This window comes from Pseudomonas sp. AC252, from assembly GCF_979258105.1.
The window spans coordinates 177,858-193,722 of the sequence record NZ_OZ409837.1 but is presented as its reverse complement, the minus strand read 5'-3'; the positions used below and the strand labels follow the sequence as shown (position 1 = coordinate 193,722).

Here is a 15,865-nt window from a genome sequence, read left to right as displayed (position 1 = left end):
CGGCTTATTCCTCGCGCAGGGTCTGGATCATGTAGTTGACGTCAACGTCGTTGGCCAGCTTGTAGTGCTTGGTCAGCGGGTTGTAAGTCAGGCCGATGATGTCCTTGACCGTCAGGCCGGCCACGCGGCTCCACGCGCCGAGCTCGGACGGGCGGATGAATTTCTTGAAGTCGTGGGTGCCGCGCGGCAGCAGCTTCATGATGTATTCGGCGCCGATGATCGCGAACAGATAGGCCTTCGGGTTGCGGTTGATGGTCGAGAAGAACACCTGGCCGCCCGGCTTGACCATGCGGAAGCAGGCGCGGATTACCGAGGACGGATCCGGCACGTGCTCGAGCATTTCCAGGCAGGTGACCACGTCGAACTGCTCGGGCATCTCTTCGGCGAGGGCTTCGGCGGTGATCTGGCGATACTCGACGCTGACTCCGGACTCGAGTTGATGCAGTTGCGCGACCGCCAGCGGCGCTTCGCCCATGTCGATACCCATCACCGTGGCGCCGCGCTGGGCCATGGCTTCGCTGAGGATGCCGCCGCCGCAACCGACGTCGAGGACTTTCTTGCCGGCCAGATTAACTCGTTCGTCGATCCAGTTGACCCGCAGCGGGTTGATGTCATGCAGCGGTTTGAATTCGCTTTCGCGGTCCCACCAGCGATGGGCCAGGGCTTCGAATTTGGCGATTTCGGCGTGGTCGACGTTGCTCATGTTCAATTCCTCGAAAAACCTGAAAAGGGCTGTAGCCGCGGATATTGCGCCGCGGTGTTTACGATTCGGTGTGGCCGCTGATGCGCTGGCCCCAGTGGCGGGCGGTTGCGCCCAGCTGTTGTTCGTCCATGCGGGTCAGGCGCCGGTCGTCGAGCAGTTGCTTGCCGGCGACCCAAAGGTGTTTCACGCAATCGCGCCCGGTGGCGTAGATCAGCTGCGATACCGGGTCATACACCGGTTGTTGCGCTAGACCGGACAGGTCGAAAGCGACGATGTCGGCGGCCTTGCCGATCTCCAGCGAGCCGACCTGCGCCTCGATCCCCAGTGCACGGGCGCCATTGAGGGTGGCCATGCGCAAGGCGCGGTGGGCGTCCAGCGCGGTGGCGGAACCGGCGACGGCTTTGGCCAGCAGGGCAGCGGTGCGGGTTTCGCCGAGCAGGTCGAGATCATTGTTGCTCGCCGCACCATCGGTACCGACGGCGACGTTCACTCCAGCCTGCCACAAACGTTCGACCGGGCAGAAGCCGCTGGCCAGTTTCAGATTGGATTCCGGGCAGTGGATCACGCTGCTGTTGCTTTCTACCAGCAGGGCGAGGTCGTCATCGCTGATCTGGGTCATGTGCACGGCCTGGAAGCGCGGCCCGAGCAGGCCCAGGCGGCCGAGGCGCGCCAGTGGCCGTTCGCCGGTTTGCTCGACGGCCTGTTGCACCTCGAAAGCGGTCTCGTGCACATGCATGTGGATCGCGGCGTCCAGCTCCTCGGCGATCACCCTGATTTTCTCCAGGTTCTCATCACCGACGGTGTAGGGTGCATGAGGGCCGAAAGTAATCTTGATGCGTTCGTGATGCTTGAGGTCGCCGAACAATTCGACGCCCTGACGAATGGCTTCGTCGGCACTGCTGGCGCCGGGGATCGGGAAATCGAGGATCGGAATGGCGATCTGCGCACGGATGCCGCTGTTGTGCACGCGCTCGCTGGCGACTTTCGGGAAGAAATACATGTCCGAGAAACAGCTGATGCCGCCCTTGATCTGCTCGGCGATGGCCAGATCGGTGCCGTCGCGGATGAAGTCCTCATCGACCCATTTGCCTTCGGCCGGCCAGATGTGGTTTTCCAGCCAGGTCATCAGCGGCAGATCGTCAGCCAGGCCACGGAACAGCGTCATCGCCGCGTGGCCGTGGGCGTTGATCAGTCCCGGCGCCAACAGAACGTCCGGCAGTTCACGGATTTCTGTCGCGTTACACTGCAACGCTTCGGCGCGCGGGCCGATAAACACGATGCAACCGTCGCGGATGCCCAGGCCGTGCTCCTTGAGCACCACGCCTGCGGGTTCGACGGGGACCAGCCAGGTCGGCAGCAATAACAGGTCGAGCGCAATGGCAGGTTTCGGCATCGAGGGTCGGTTCCAGTGCTTTTGTAAAGGATGGCGAAGTATACCCGAGCGTCTTCGCGGGGGGATCGCTATAATCGGCGGCTTTTGTTCATGAGTGCGGGGTGTGGGATGCGCGATCGACTGTTGGCTGCGGAGAAAGTGAAGGCCATCGATTGGCGTGATGGCGCGCTGCACCTGCTGGATCAGCGTATTTTGCCGTTCGAGGAAACCTGGATCGCCTACACCAGCGCCGCCGGCGTGGCCGAGGCGATTCGCTCGATGGTTGTGCGTGGCGCGCCGGCCATCGGTATCAGCGCGGCCTATGGCATCGTCCTCGCAGCGCGGGCGCGGATTGCCGAAGGCGGCGACTGGTACGCGGCGCTGGAAGAGGATTTTGCCCTGCTGGCGGATTCGCGTCCTACTGCGGTCAATCTGTTCTGGGCGCTGGGGCGCATGCACGATCGCCTGGATCGTTTGAAAAGCAACGCCGATCCGCTGGCGGCGCTGGAAGCCGAAGCCGTCGCCATTCACGAAAGCGACCGCGAGGCCAACCTGACCATGGCGCAGCTTGGCGTCGACCTGATTCGCAAGCATCAGGGCAACGCTCAAGCCATCCTGACCCACTGCAACACCGGCGCGCTGGCCACTGGCGGGTTCGGTACTGCGCTGGGGGTGATCCGCGCTGCTTATATAGAGGGCATGGTCGAACGCGTTTACGCCGACGAAACCCGGCCATGGCTGCAGGGCTCGCGCCTGACCGCGTGGGAGCTGGCCAACGAAGGCATCCCGGTGACCCTTAACGCTGACTCCGCCGCCGCGCACATCATGAAAACCAAAGGCGTGACCTGGGTGATCGTCGGCGCTGACCGCATCACCGCCAATGGCGACGTGGCGAACAAGATCGGCACCTATCAACTGGCAGTCAACGCCATGCACCACGGCGTGCGCTTCATGGTGGTGGCGCCGAGTTCGACCATCGACATGAACCTCGCCAGCGGCGATGACATCCCGATCGAAGAGCGTGATGGCGCCGAACTGCTCGAAGTCGGCGGTAAACGCGTCGGTGCCGATGTTGAAGCGTTCAACCCGGTATTTGATGTCACTCCAGCGGATCTGATCGACGCGATCGTCACCGAGAAAGGCATCGTCGAACGCCCGGACACCGCGAAAATGGCCCAGCTGATGTGCCGCAAGCGCCTGCATTGAAGGGCTGTAGCGTCTGAGCGGGCCCCATCGCTGGCAAGCCAGCTCCCACAGGTTTTGTGCCCGGCATTGAACCTGTGGGAGCTGGCTTGCCAGCGATGAGGGCCTGAATGTCAATAAACAACTGTAAATCCGCCCCCGATTTCACATTCAAAGAAGCTCTGAGCCTCTCTCGTCCCCCTCAAGCCTGTCATCGGTCAACTAACTATGCTCCATGCGCATCTGGGGGATAGGTGCGTGGCGGCCTTTGTGATAACATCCGGCGTTTTCCGAGGCGGCTCCACGGAGCTGTCTTTACTGCGCAAATCCGCGATCCAATGTTGATTTGTCGTAAGTCGGCGCATGGCACTCGGCCGGCCCCGACGAGCTTCGTTGCTCCCACATGGATATGACGAAGTTTCACCAGAAAAAGGAATCAGGCTTCTCATGGGCGAACTGGCCAAAGAAATCCTCCCGGTCAATATCGAAGACGAGCTGAAACAGTCCTACCTCGACTACGCAATGAGCGTGATCGTCGGCCGTGCACTGCCGGATGCGCGCGATGGCCTCAAGCCCGTGCACCGTCGCGTACTGTTCGCGATGAGCGAGCTGGGCAACGACTACAACAAGCCGTACAAGAAATCTGCCCGTGTCGTCGGCGACGTGATCGGTAAGTACCACCCGCACGGTGACACTGCCGTGTACGACACCATCGTTCGTATGGCCCAGCCTTTCTCCCTGCGCTACCTGCTGGTCGACGGCCAAGGCAACTTCGGTTCGGTCGACGGCGATAACGCCGCGGCCATGCGATACACCGAAGTGCGCATGACCAAGCTGGCGCACGAGCTGCTGGCTGACCTGCACAAGGAAACTGTGGACTGGGTGCCGAACTACGACGGCACCGAACTGATCCCGGCGGTCATGCCGACCCGCGTACCGAACCTGCTGGTGAACGGTTCCAGCGGTATCGCCGTGGGCATGGCGACCAACATTCCGCCGCACAACCTCGGTGAAGTCATCGACGGTTGCCTGGCTCTCATCGACAACCCTGAGCTGACCGTCGATGAGCTGATGCAATACATTCCCGGTCCGGACTTTCCGACGGCTGCGATCATCAACGGTCGCGCCGGCATCATCGAAGCCTACCGCACCGGTCGCGGGCGCATTTACATGCGTGCCCGCTCGATCATCGAAGACATCGACAAGGTCGGTGGCCGTCAGCAGATCGTCATCACCGAGCTGCCTTACCAGCTGAACAAGGCGCGTCTGATCGAGAAGATCGCCGAGCTGGTCAAAGAGAAGAAGCTCGAAGGCATCACCGAGCTGCGCGATGAGTCCGACAAGGACGGCATGCGCGTCGTGATCGAACTGCGTCGCGGCGAAGTGCCTGAGGTGATCCTCAACAACCTCTACGCCCAGACCCAGCTGCAATCGGTGTTCGGTATCAACATCGTCGCGCTGATCGACGGCCGCCCACGCATCCTCAACCTCAAGGATCTGCTGGAAGCCTTCGTCCGTCACCGTCGCGAAGTGGTTACCCGCCGTACCGTGTTCGAACTGCGCAAGGCGCGCGAGCGTGGGCACATTCTCGAAGGTCAGGCTGTTGCGCTGTCGAACATCGATCCGGTCATCGCCCTGATCAAGGCTTCGCCAACGCCGTCGGAAGCCAAGGAAGCGCTGATCAGCACGCCTTGGGAATCCTCGGCTGTGGTGGCGATGGTTGAGCGTGCCGGTGCCGATTCGTGCCGTCCGGAAAATCTCGATCCGCAATATGGCCTGCGCGAAGGCAAGTACTTCCTCTCGCCAGAACAGGCGCAAGCCATTCTCGAACTGCGCCTGCACCGTCTGACCGGTCTGGAGCACGAGAAGCTGCTGGCCGAGTATCAAGAGATCCTCAACCAGATCGGCGAGCTGATCCGCATCCTCAACAGCGCTGTGCGCCTGATGGAAGTGATCCGCGAAGAGCTGGAAGTGATCCGCGCCGAATACGGCGATGTGCGCCGCACCGAAATTCTCGATGCCCGTCTCGATCTGACCCTGGGCGACATGATCCCGGAAGAAGAGCGCGTCGTGACCATTTCCCACGGTGGCTACGCCAAGACCCAACCGCTGGCTGCGTACCAGTGCTCAGCGTCGTGGCGGCAAAGGCAAATCGGCTACCGGCGTCAAGGACGAGGACTACATCGCTCACCTGCTGGTTGCCAACAGCCACACCACGCTGCTGCTGTTCTCCAGCAAGGGCAAGGTGTACTGGCTCAAGACCTACGAGATCCCGGAAGCCTCCCGCGCGGCCCGTGGTCGTCCGCTGGTCAATCTGCTGCCGCTGGATGACGGTGAATACATCACCACCATGCTGCCGGTCGAGGAATACACCGAAGGTCACTACATCTTCATGGCCACCGCCAACGGCACCGTGAAGAAGACCCCGCTGGAATCCTTCAGCCGTCAGCGCAGCGTCGGTCTGATCGCGCTGGAGCTGGACGAAGGCGACGTGCTGATCTCTGCGGCCATCACTGATGGTGAGCGCGAAGTAATGTTGTTCTCCGACGGCGGCAAGGTCACCCGCTTCAAAGAGTCCGACGTGCGTGCCATGGGCCGTACCGCTCGCGGCGTGCGCGGCATGCGTCTGCCGGAAGGGCAGAAGCTGATTTCCATGCTGATCCCGGAAGAAGGCAGCCAGATCCTCACCGCTTCCGAGCGTGGTTATGGCAAGCGCACCGCGATCACCGAGTTCCCTGAGTACAAGCGTGGCGGTCAGGGCGTGATTGCCATGGTCAGCAACGAGCGTAACGGCCGTCTGGTCGGCGCAGTGCAGGTGCTCGACGGCGAAGAAATCATGCTGATTTCCGATCAGGGCACCCTGGTGCGTACCCGTGTCGACGAAGTGTCGAGCCTGGGCCGTAATACTCAGGGCGTGACGCTGATCAAGCTGGCCAAGGATGAAACCCTGGTCGGGCTGGAGCGGGTTCAGGAGCCTTCGGAAATCGAAGGCGAAGAGCTCGAAGGTGAAGAGGGCGAGGAAATCGCAGGCAGCGTCGGCATCGACGAAGCGGGTGAAGACCAGCAACTCGACGCCGCAGCAGACGAAGAACCGCAGGAATAAGCGGACAAACGAGGGGGCGGATGAGAATTCGCCCCCTTGTTATTTGTCCGGTATGAATTTTCGACATCATGGAGATCTCCTGTGGGAGCGAGCCTGCTCGCGAAAGCAGGCGCTGCGGTACCTCTGAAGCACCGCGGTGATGCATTCGCGAGCAGGCTCGCTCCCACAGGACCATGTTGATCGGTAGTGTGATTTATTGCGTGATACCACCAAATCAGAGCGAGATTGGATGTGAGCAAGCGAGCCTATAACTTCTGCGCCGGTCCGGCGGCGCTGCCTGAAGCTGTCCTGCAGCGCGCCCAGGGTGAACTCCTTGATTGGCACGGCAAGGGTCTGTCGGTCATGGAAATGAGCCATCGCAGCGATGAGTTCGTGTCCATCGCCACCCAGGCCGAGCAGGATCTGCGTGACCTGCTGAATATCCCGTCGAACTACAAAGTGCTGTTTCTGCAGGGCGGCGCCAGCCAGCAGTTCGCACAGATCCCGCTGAACCTGTTGCCTGAAGGCGGCTCGGCCGATTACATCGACACCGGCATCTGGTCGCAGAAAGCCATCGAAGAAGCCTCGCGCTACGGCCACGTCAACGTTGCTGCCACTGCCAAGCCTTACGACTATTTCGCCATCCCAGGCCAGAACGAGTGGAACCTGTCGAAAGACGCCGCTTACGTTCACTACGCGCCGAACGAAACCATCGGCGGCCTGGAATTCCAGTGGATCCCGCAAACCGGTGACGTGCCGCTGGTTGCCGACATGTCTTCGGACATCCTCTCGCGCCCGGTCGATATCTCGCGTTTTGGCATGATCTACGCCGGCGCGCAAAAGAACATCGGCCCGAGCGGCATTGTCGTCAACATCATCCGCGAAGACCTGCTCGGCAAGGCGCGCTCGCTGTGCCCGACCATGCTCAACTACAAGGTCGCGGCCGATAACGGCTCGATGTACAACACCCCGCCGACGCTGGCCTGGTACCTGTCCGGTCTGGTGTTCCAGTGGCTGAAAGAGCAGGGCGGCGTTGAAGCGATCGCCAGTGCTCAACGACGTCAAGCAGCGCACCCTGTACGACTTCATCGACGCCAGCGGCCTCTACAGCAACCCGATCAACAAGTCGGATCGCTCGTGGATGAACGTGCCGTTCCGTCTGGCTGACGATCGTCTGGACAAGCCGTTCCTCGCCGGTGCCGACGAGCGCGGCCTGCTCAACCTCAAGGGTCACCGTTCGGTTGGCGGCATGCGCGCCTCCATCTACAACGCCGTCGACATCACTGCGGTCAACGCGCTGGTGGCGTACATGGCGGAATTCGAGAAGGAACACGGCTGATGTCCGAGCAAGAACTCAAGGCACTGCGCGTTCGCATCGACGCTCTGGACACCAAGGTCCTCGAGCTGATCAGTGAGCGTGCGCGTTGCGCCCAGGAAGTCGCCCGCGTGAAGATGGCCTCGCTGGCCGAAGGCGAAGTGCCGGTGTTCTATCGTCCCGAGCGCGAAGCTCAGGTGCTCAAGCGGGTGATGGAGCGCAATCAGGGGCCGCTGGGCAACGAAGAAATGGCGCGGCTGTTTCGCGAAATCATGTCGTCGTGCCTGGCGCTGGAGCAGCCGCTGAAAGTGGCCTATCTCGGCCCTGAAGGCACCTTCACCCAAGCGGCGGCGATGAAGCACTTCGGCCACGCGGTGATCAGCAAGCCGATGGCGGCGATCGACGAAGTGTTCCGTGAAGTCGCCGCCGGTGCGGTGAACTTCGGCGTGGTGCCGGTGGAAAACTCCACCGAAGGCGCGGTCAACCACACGCTGGACAGCTTCCTCGAACACGACATGGTGATCTGTGGCGAAGTCGAGCTGCGCATTCACCACCATCTGCTGGTCGGCGAAAACACCAAGACCGACAGCATCAGCCGCATCTATTCCCACGCGCAGTCGCTGGCCCAGTGCCGCAAGTGGCTGGACGCGCATTACCCGAATGTCGAGCGCGTCGCGGTGTCGAGCAATGCCGAAGCGGCCAAGCGGGTCAAGGGTGAGTGGAATTCGGCAGCGATCGCTGGCGATATGGCGGCGGGGCTGTACGGCCTGACGCGTCTTGCCGAGAAAATCGAAGATCGCCCGGACAACTCGACGCGCTTCCTGATGATCGGTAACCAGGAAGTGCCGCCAACCGGTGACGACAAGACCTCGATCATCGTGTCGATGAGCAACAAGCCCGGCGCGCTTCATGAGCTGCTGGTGCCGTTCCATGACAATGGCATCGACCTGACCCGCATCGAAACCCGTCCGTCGCGCAGCGGCAAATGGACTTACGTGTTCTTCATCGACTTCGTCGGCCACCACCGTGATCCGTTAATCAAAGGTGTGCTGGAAAAGATCAGTCAGGAAGCAGTAGCACTCAAAGTGCTGGGTTCCTACCCGAAAGCAGTTCTCTAAGGGGCGGTAGCAAATGAGTGGCAACTTCCTCGCTCTGGCACAGCCGGGCGTGCAACAACTTTCGCCGTACGTTCCGGGCAAGCCTGTGGACGAACTGGCGCGCGAGCTGGATCTGGATCCGGCAAAAATCGTCAAACTGGCGAGTAACGAAAACCCATTGGGCGCCAGCCCAAAGGCGCTGGCGGCAATTCGCGAAGAGCTGGCCGAGCTGACCCGCTACCCGGACGGCAATGGTTTCGCCCTGAAATCACTGCTGGCCGAGCAGTGTCGCGTCGAGCTGAATCAGGTCACCCTGGGCAATGGCTCCAACGACATTCTTGAGCTGGTAGCCCGTGCCTATCTGGCCCCAGGCCTGAATGCGGTGTTCAGCGAGCACGCTTTCGCCGTCTATCCGATCGCGACTCAAGCGGTCGGCGCACAAGCCAAAGTCGTTCCGGCCAAGGATTGGGGCCATGACCTGCCGGCGATGCTTGCGGCCATCGATGCCAACACCCGCGTGGTGTTTATCGCCAACCCGAACAACCCGACCGGCACCTGGTTCGGCGCCGAAGCGCTGGACGAATTCCTGCAGGACGTTCCCGAGCATGTGCTGGTAGTCCTCGACGAGGCTTACATCGAGTACGCCGAAGGCAGCGATTTGCCGGACGGTCTCGATTTCCTCGCCGCATACCCGAACCTGCTGGTGTCGCGCACCTTCTCCAAGGCCTATGGCCTGGCCGCGCTGCGCGTCGGTTATGGCTTGTCGACGCCTGTGGTGGCGGACGTGCTGAACCGCGTTCGTCAGCCATTCAACGTCAACAGCCTCGCATTGGCGGCGGCGTGTGCCGCGTTGAAGGACGAGGAATATCTGGCGCAAAGCCGCCAGCTCAACGAAACCGGCATGCAGCAGTTGCAGGCGGGTTTCCGTGAGTTGGGGCTGGGCTGGATCGAGTCCAAAGGCAACTTCATCTGCGTCGATCTCGGCCAGGTCGCGGCGCCGGTTTTCCAGGGCTTGCTGCGCGAAGGCGTGATCGTGCGTCCGGTGGCCAATTACGGCATGCCGAACCACCTGCGGGTGACCATCGGTCTGCCAGCGGAAAACAGCCGTTTCCTTGAGGCGCTGCGCAAGGTTCTGGCTCGTGGTTGATGTCACTGCGCTGCAACCTGCTGCACCTATGATCGGTCGCCTTGTGGTGGTCGGTCTGGGGTTGATCGGTGGTTCGTTTGCCAAAGGCTTGCGTGAAAGCGGCCTGTGCCGTGAAGTGGTCGGCGTCGATCTGGATCCGCAATCGCGCAAGCTCGCGGTCGAATTGGGTGTGGTCGATCGCTGCGAAGATGATTTGGCGGCGGCTTGCGTCGGTGCCGATGTGATTCAGCTGGCGGTGCCGATTCTGGCCATGGAAAAGCTGCTCGCGCGTCTGGCTGTCATGGATCTGGGGCAAGCGATTCTTACGGATGTCGGCAGCGCCAAAGGCAACGTGGTGCGCGCGGCGACCGAAGCGTTCGGCGGCATGCCGGCGCGTTTCGTGCCGGGGCACCCGATTGCTGGTTCCGAGCAGAGCGGGGTGGAGGCCTCGAATGCCGAGCTGTTCCGCCGGCACAAGGTGATCCTGACGCCGCTCGAGCAGACCGATCCTGCCGCGCTGGCGGTGGTCGATCGCCTGTGGCGCGAACTGGGTGCCGATGTCGAGCACATGCAGGTCGAGCGTCACGACGAAGTGCTGGCCGCGACCAGCCATCTACCGCACCTGCTGGCCTTCGGTCTGGTCGATTCATTGGCCAAGCGCAATGAAAATCTGGAGATCTTCCGTTACGCTGCCGGTGGTTTTCGCGATTTCACAAGAATCGCCGGAAGCGACCCGGTGATGTGGCACGACATCTTCCTCGCCAACCGCGAGGCTGTCCTGCGCACACTCGATACATTTCGCAGCGACCTCGACGCCTTGCGCGACGCGGTCGATGCAGGGGATGGGCACCAATTGTTGGGCGTTTTCACGCGCGCCCGGGTTGCCCGCGAGCATTTCAGTAAAATCCTGGCCCGCAGGGCCTATGTGGACGCTATGAATTCCAACGATCTGATCTTCCTGGCTCAACCTGGTGGCCGCCTGTCCGGTCGGATTCGCGTACCGGGTGACAAATCGATTTCCCACCGTTCGATCATGCTCGGCTCGCTGGCCGAAGGCGTCACCGAAGTCGAAGGCTTCCTTGAGGGCGAAGACGCCCTGGCGACCTTGCAGGCGTTTCGCGACATGGGTGTGGTCATCGAGGGCCCGCATCACGGCCGCGTGACGATCCACGGTGTCGGCCTGCACGGCCTGAAACCGGCGCCGGGCCCGATCTATCTGGGCAACTCCGGCACCTCGATGCGTCTGCTCTCCGGCCTGCTGGCGGCGCAGAGCTTCGACAGCACCCTGACCGGCGACGCTTCGCTGTCCAAGCGTCCAATGAATCGTGTGGCCAATCCGCTGCGGGAAATGGGCGCCGTGATCGAAACTGCTGCTGAAGGTCGTCCACCAATGACCATTCGTGGCGGGCACAAGCTCAAGGGCCTGACTTACACCATGCCGATGGCCAGCGCGCAGGTGAAATCCTGCCTGCTGCTTGCCGGTCTGTATGCCGAAGGCAAGACCACCGTCACCGAGCCGGCACCGACGCGCGACCACACCGAGCGCATGCTGCGTGGCTTCGGCTACCCGGTCAGCGTCGACGGTGCCACGGCTTCGGTCGAATCCGGCGGCAAGCTCACTGCAACTCACATCGAAGTGCCGGGCGATATCTCGTCATCGGCGTTCTTCCTCGTTGCGGCCTCGATCGCCGAGGGTTCCGAACTGGTGCTCGAGCACGTCGGTATCAACCCGACCCGTACTGGCGTGATCGATATCCTGCGGCTGATGGGCGCCGATATCACGCTGGAAAACCAGCGCGAAGTCGGTGGCGAGCCAGTGGCTGACTTGCGCGTGCGGGCAGCTAGACTCAAGGGTATCGAGATTCCGGAAGAGCTGGTCCCACTGGCCATCGACGAATTCCCGGTCCTGTTCGTTGCTGCCGCGTGCGCCGAAGGGCGTACCGTGCTCACCGGCGCAGAAGAGCTGCGGGTGAAGGAATCCGATCGGATTCAGGTCATGGCGGACGGCTTGCTGGCGCTGGGCGTCAAGTGCGAGCCGACCCCGGACGGTATCATCATCGACGGCGGCCAGATCGGCGGCGGTGAAGTGCACGGTCACGGCGACCACCGTATTGCCATGGCCTTCAGCGTCGCTTCGTTGCGCGCTACCGCACCGATCCGCATCCACGATTGCGCCAACGTCGCGACCTCGTTCCCCAATTTCCTCGCGCTGTGCGGGCAAGTCGGCATTCGTGTGGCACAAGAGGCTCAGTCGTGAAAAACATTGCACCGGTCATCACCATCGATGGGCCAAGCGGCTCCGGCAAAGGCACGGTCGCCGGGATTCTGGCCAAGCGTCTGGGCTGGAACCTGCTGGATTCCGGTGCGCTTTATCGATTGCTGGCGTTTGCAGCGCACAACCATGGCGTCGACCTGACCAATGAAGAGCTGCTGAAGACATTGGCCGCTCATCTGGATGTGCAATTCATCGCCGCGACCGAAGGTCAGCTGCAGCGGATCATTCTGGAAGGCGATGAAGTCAGCGATGTCATCCGTACCGAGAGCGTCGGTTCCGGCGCCTCGCAAGTGGCTGCGCTGCCCGCCGTGCGCGAGGCGCTGCTGCAGCGCCAGCGTGCTTTCCAGGAAGCGCCGGGCCTGGTGGCCGACGGTCGCGACATGGGTACGGTGGTGTTTCCGGATGCACCGCTGAAGATTTTCCTCACCGCCAGTGCCGAGGAGCGGGCGCGCCGTCGATATTTGCAGTTGAAGGGCAAAGTCGAGGGTGTTAGTCTGTCGAGTCTGCTAGATGAGATCCGTGCACGCGATGAGCGTGACACCCAGCGCGCAGTAGCCCCGCTCAAGCCGGCGGCCGACGCGATTCAGCTGGATTCAACGGAGCTTTCCATCGATCAGGTGCTTGAACGCATCATGAGCGAGATCGCCATTCGCGATATCGCCGGGTGACCAAGAAGGTCGCAGGGGACCAGTCATAGTCCTGCGGTGCTTCTTTTAAATGAAACTAACCCACACCGTCTGGGGTGTGGAGATGGGCGTTTACTTCGCCCTCATCTACAGGAATTAAAATGAGCGAAAGCTTTGCGGAACTCTTTGAAGAAAGCCTGAAAACCCTGAACCTTCAGGCAGGCTCCATCATCACCGGTGTTATCGTTGATATCGATTACCAGGCTCGCTGGGTAACCGTTCACGCTGGTCTGAAGTCTGAAGCACTCATCCCGCTTGAGCAGTTCTACAACGATGCTGGCGAACTGAACATCAACGTTGGTGATGAAGTTCACGTTGCTCTGGATTCGGTTGAAGACGGCTTTGGCGAGACCAAGCTGTCCCGTGAAAAAGCCAAGCGCGCTGAATGCTGGATCGTTCTGGAAGCAGCCTTCGCAGCCGAGGAAGTGGTCAAGGGCGTTATCAACGGTAAGGTTAAAGGCGGCTTCACTGTCGACGTTAACGGCATCCGTGCGTTCCTGCCAGGTTCCCTGGTTGACGTCCGTCCAGTGCGCGACACCACGCACCTGGAAGGCAAAGAGCTGGAATTCAAGGTCATCAAGCTGGACCAGAAGCGCAACAACGTTGTCGTTTCCCGTCGCAGCGTCCTCGAAGCCGAGAACTCCGCCGAGCGTGAAGCTCTGCTGGAATCCCTGCAGGAAGGCCAGCAAGTCAAAGGTATCGTCAAAAACCTCACCGATTACGGCGCATTCGTCGATCTGGGTGGCGTGGACGGCCTGCTGCACATCACCGACATGGCCTGGAAGCGCATCAAGCATCCTTCCGAGATCGTCAACGTTGGTGACGAAATCGACGTCAAGGTTCTGAAATACGATCGCGAACGCAACCGTGTTTCCCTGGGCCTGAAGCAACTGGGCGAAGATCCATGGGTTGCTATCAAAGCCCGTTACCCAGAAGGCACTCGCGTTACCGCTCGTGTAACCAACCTGACCGACTACGGCTGCTTCGCTGAGCTGGAAGAAGGCGTTGAAGGTCTGGTACACGTTTCGGAAATGGACTGGACCAACAAGAACATCCACCCTTCGAAAGTCGTACAAGTCGGCGACGAAGTGGAAGTCATGGTTCTGGACATCGACGAAGAGCGTCGTCGTATCTCCCTGGGCATCAAGCAGTGCAAGTCGAACCCATGGGAAGACTTCTCTGGCCAGTTCAACAAGGGCGACAAGATCTCCGGCACCATCAAGTCGATCACCGATTTCGGTATCTTCATTGGTCTGGACGGCGGCATCGACGGTCTGGTTCACCTGTCCGACATCTCCTGGAACGAAGTGGGCGAAGAAGCCGTACGTCGTTTCAAGAAGGGCGACGAGCTGGACACTGTCATCCTGTCGGTTGACCCAGAGCGCGAGCGCATCTCCCTGGGCATCAAGCAGCTGGAAAGCGATCCGTTCTCCGAGTACGTCTCGGTTAACGACAAGGGCGCTATCGTGACCGGTACCGTGAAAGAAGTTGACGCCAAAGGCGCCATCATCGTTCTGGCCGACGACATCGAAGCTACCCTGAAAGCCTCCGAAATCAGCCGTGACCGCGTTGAAGACGCGCGCAACGTTCTGAAAGAAGGCCAGGAAGTTGAAGCCAAGATCATCAGTGTTGATCGCAAGAGCCGCGTAATCCAGCTCTCGATCAAGTCGAAAGACGATGCTGAAGAGAAAGAAGCCATCCAGAGCCTGAAAGCAGCTCCGGAAGGCGAAGCAGCTGATACCACTATGGCGGCACTGCTGCGTCAAGCAATGGCCAAACAGAACTGAGTTCTGCTTGATCATTAAAAAGGGCGACTTCGGTCGCCCTTTTTTGTGTCTGCGATTTGGTCTTTGTACGTCCGTGCATGAAACCAATGCCGACGCCTGCGGGTCTGTTTCTTTAATCGGATCAATCGCCTATTCGCGACTAAGCTTGGTCTTGAGCGTTAGTCGTCAGGCTTGCCTGGCATAAGGAAGTGGATGAACAAGTTACTTGTTGCTGCAATGGTCCTGGCGCTGGCAGGGTGCACCACCAGCGCGAAAACCCATGCGGTGCGCGGCGTCAGTGGTATCGAGGTCGACTGCTCGGGGCTAGGCTCCGGTTGGGAAAAGTGCCAGAAGCGCGCAGCGAAGGAGTGCAAGGGCAAGGGCTACAAGGTCATAACCCGGTCTGATGATGCCGAAGATGACGACCAATATCCGTTCGGCTTCAATCCGGCAGGCTTCGTAACCCGGACCATGCTGGTGATGTGTCGTTAGGTGCGCAGCGATCCGACTCGCCAATGGGATGCCCTGAAAATGGGCATTTTGACCCCGGGAAAGATATGTCAATCCCTGGGCTGTTCAAAATCTTCCGGGCATGCTAAAACCTTTCAAGCGCTGATCTAGCTGCTTGAAAAAGAAGGGAAAAATATGACGAAGTCGGAGTTGATCGAACGAATTGTCACCCATCAAGGGCTACTCTCATCCAAGGATGTGGAGCTGGCCATCAAGACCATGCTTGAACAAATGTCTCAGTGCCTCGCCACCGGTGATCGTATTGAGATCCGTGGTTTCGGCAGCTTCTCCCTGCACTATCGCGCGCCTCGTGTAGGTCGCAATCCCAAGACCGGCCAGTCCGTCAGTCTGGACGGTAAATTCGTTCCGCATTTCAAGCCGGGTAAAGAATTGCGTGATCGGGTAAATGAGGAAGAGGAGGAGGGCGCTTGATCTTCGCTATTCAAATTCAAGGGGGCGTGAATGCGTAACCTGAAACGCATACTGCTTGGCGTTTTTCTTCTGCTGATGGTTCTGATTGTTCTGGCATTTGTGCTGGAGAACCAACAATCGGTTGCGCTTTTGTTTCTGGGTTTTTCCGGCCCGCAGTTGCCAGTCTCGGTGGTTGCAGTGTTGGCGCTGCTGATTGGCATGCTGATTGGCCCGGTATTGGGCTGGTTTCTGGGGCGTTCATCCAGAGCCGCGCGCAAGCCAATGGTCTGAAAGCGGCAGGCGCACGGCATCTGTCGAAATTGCGTCTCGGCGTGCCTTT

11 protein-coding genes and 2 pseudogenes are annotated in these 15,865 nt (G+C 60.4%); 11 read left to right on the top strand and 2 right to left on the bottom strand.

The window, feature by feature from the left end:
* Nucleotides 1–4 precede the first annotated feature (4 nt).
* Together ubiG and ACZZZ4_RS00885 are read right to left on the bottom strand one after the other, a co-directional pair.
* On the bottom strand, nucleotides 5–703 hold the full coding sequence (ubiG, locus tag ACZZZ4_RS00890) for a bifunctional 2-polyprenyl-6-hydroxyphenol methylase/3-demethylubiquinol 3-O-methyltransferase UbiG (protein ID WP_463547048.1): 699 nt from the start codon (nucleotides 701–703) through the stop codon (nucleotides 5–7).
* 58 nt (nucleotides 704–761) lie between these two features.
* Nucleotides 762–2,096, bottom strand: coding sequence for a TRZ/ATZ family hydrolase (locus tag ACZZZ4_RS00885; protein ID WP_463547047.1), 1,335 nt, complete (start codon nucleotides 2,094–2,096; stop codon nucleotides 762–764).
* A gap of 108 nt (nucleotides 2,097–2,204) precedes the next feature.
* On the opposite strand from ACZZZ4_RS00885, the gene mtnA reads away from it, so the two are divergent.
* The 11 genes and pseudogenes from mtnA to ACZZZ4_RS00830 all read left to right on the top strand — a co-directional run bounded on the left by mtnA (nucleotide 2,205) and on the right by ACZZZ4_RS00830 (nucleotide 15,816).
* Complete coding sequence (mtnA, locus tag ACZZZ4_RS00880; protein ID WP_039760044.1) at nucleotides 2,205–3,281, top strand: S-methyl-5-thioribose-1-phosphate isomerase; 1,077 nt, start codon at nucleotides 2,205–2,207, stop codon at nucleotides 3,279–3,281.
* A gap of 423 nt (nucleotides 3,282–3,704) precedes the next feature.
* A pseudogene (gyrA, locus tag ACZZZ4_RS00875) lies at nucleotides 3,705–6,360 on the top strand (DNA gyrase subunit A).
* Nucleotides 6,361–6,591: 231 nt separating this feature from the next.
* Nucleotides 6,592–7,678 (top strand): annotated as a pseudogene (gene serC, locus ACZZZ4_RS00870) (3-phosphoserine/phosphohydroxythreonine transaminase).
* A complete protein-coding gene (gene pheA / locus ACZZZ4_RS00865) occupies nucleotides 7,678–8,772 on the top strand; it encodes a prephenate dehydratase (protein WP_016770924.1) in 1,095 nt (364 codons plus the stop codon). The pseudogene serC and the gene pheA overlap by 1 nt, the downstream one beginning before the upstream one ends.
* A gap of 13 nt (nucleotides 8,773–8,785) precedes the next feature.
* Complete coding sequence (hisC, locus tag ACZZZ4_RS00860; protein WP_415761854.1) at nucleotides 8,786–9,898, top strand: histidinol-phosphate transaminase; 1,113 nt, start codon at nucleotides 8,786–8,788, stop codon at nucleotides 9,896–9,898.
* A gap of 28 nt (nucleotides 9,899–9,926) precedes the next feature.
* Nucleotides 9,927–12,134 (top strand): bifunctional prephenate dehydrogenase/3-phosphoshikimate 1-carboxyvinyltransferase, encoded by a 2,208-nt coding sequence (locus ACZZZ4_RS00855; protein ID WP_463549239.1) that lies wholly within the window; start codon nucleotides 9,927–9,929, stop codon nucleotides 12,132–12,134.
* Nucleotides 12,131–12,820: a (d)CMP kinase gene (gene cmk, locus ACZZZ4_RS00850; protein ID WP_024013869.1), complete on the top strand. Its 690-nt coding sequence runs from the start codon at nucleotides 12,131–12,133 to the stop codon at nucleotides 12,818–12,820. Before ACZZZ4_RS00855 ends, cmk begins: the two co-directional genes overlap by 4 nt.
* 119 nt (nucleotides 12,821–12,939) lie before the next feature.
* Nucleotides 12,940–14,625, top strand: a complete 1,686-nt coding sequence (gene rpsA / locus ACZZZ4_RS00845; RefSeq protein WP_016770920.1) for a 30S ribosomal protein S1 — start codon at nucleotides 12,940–12,942, stop codon at nucleotides 14,623–14,625.
* Nucleotides 14,626–14,817: 192 nt separating this feature from the next.
* Nucleotides 14,818–15,096 (top strand): hypothetical protein, encoded by a 279-nt coding sequence (locus ACZZZ4_RS00840; protein WP_129997345.1) that lies wholly within the window; start codon nucleotides 14,818–14,820, stop codon nucleotides 15,094–15,096.
* A 153-nt stretch (nucleotides 15,097–15,249) separates the two neighbouring features.
* On the top strand, nucleotides 15,250–15,546 hold the full coding sequence (gene ihfB, locus ACZZZ4_RS00835; RefSeq protein ID WP_007950920.1) for an integration host factor subunit beta: 297 nt from the start codon (nucleotides 15,250–15,252) through the stop codon (nucleotides 15,544–15,546).
* 30 nt (nucleotides 15,547–15,576) lie between these two features.
* Nucleotides 15,577–15,816, top strand: coding sequence for a lipopolysaccharide assembly protein LapA domain-containing protein (locus ACZZZ4_RS00830; protein WP_039760034.1), 240 nt, complete (start codon nucleotides 15,577–15,579; stop codon nucleotides 15,814–15,816).
* Nucleotides 15,817–15,865 lie beyond the last annotated feature (49 nt).

Coding starts and splice junctions, on each gene's coding strand:
- ubiG (WP_463547048.1), bottom strand. CDS start 703: ATGAGCAACGTCGACCACGCCGAAATCGCCAAATTCGAAGCCCTGGCC.
- ACZZZ4_RS00885 (WP_463547047.1), bottom strand. CDS start 2,096: ATGCCGAAACCTGCCATTGCGCTCGACCTGTTATTGCTGCCGACCTGG.
- mtnA (WP_039760044.1), top strand. CDS start 2,205: ATGCGCGATCGACTGTTGGCTGCGGAGAAAGTGAAGGCCATCGATTGG.
- pheA (WP_016770924.1), top strand. CDS start 7,678: ATGTCCGAGCAAGAACTCAAGGCACTGCGCGTTCGCATCGACGCTCTG.
- hisC (WP_415761854.1), top strand. CDS start 8,786: ATGAGTGGCAACTTCCTCGCTCTGGCACAGCCGGGCGTGCAACAACTT.
- ACZZZ4_RS00855 (WP_463549239.1), top strand. CDS start 9,927: ATGATCGGTCGCCTTGTGGTGGTCGGTCTGGGGTTGATCGGTGGTTCG.
- rpsA (WP_016770920.1), top strand. CDS start 12,940: ATGAGCGAAAGCTTTGCGGAACTCTTTGAAGAAAGCCTGAAAACCCTG.
- ACZZZ4_RS00840 (WP_129997345.1), top strand. CDS start 14,818: ATGAACAAGTTACTTGTTGCTGCAATGGTCCTGGCGCTGGCAGGGTGC.
- ihfB (WP_007950920.1), top strand. CDS start 15,250: ATGACGAAGTCGGAGTTGATCGAACGAATTGTCACCCATCAAGGGCTA.
- ACZZZ4_RS00830 (WP_039760034.1), top strand. CDS start 15,577: ATGCGTAACCTGAAACGCATACTGCTTGGCGTTTTTCTTCTGCTGATG.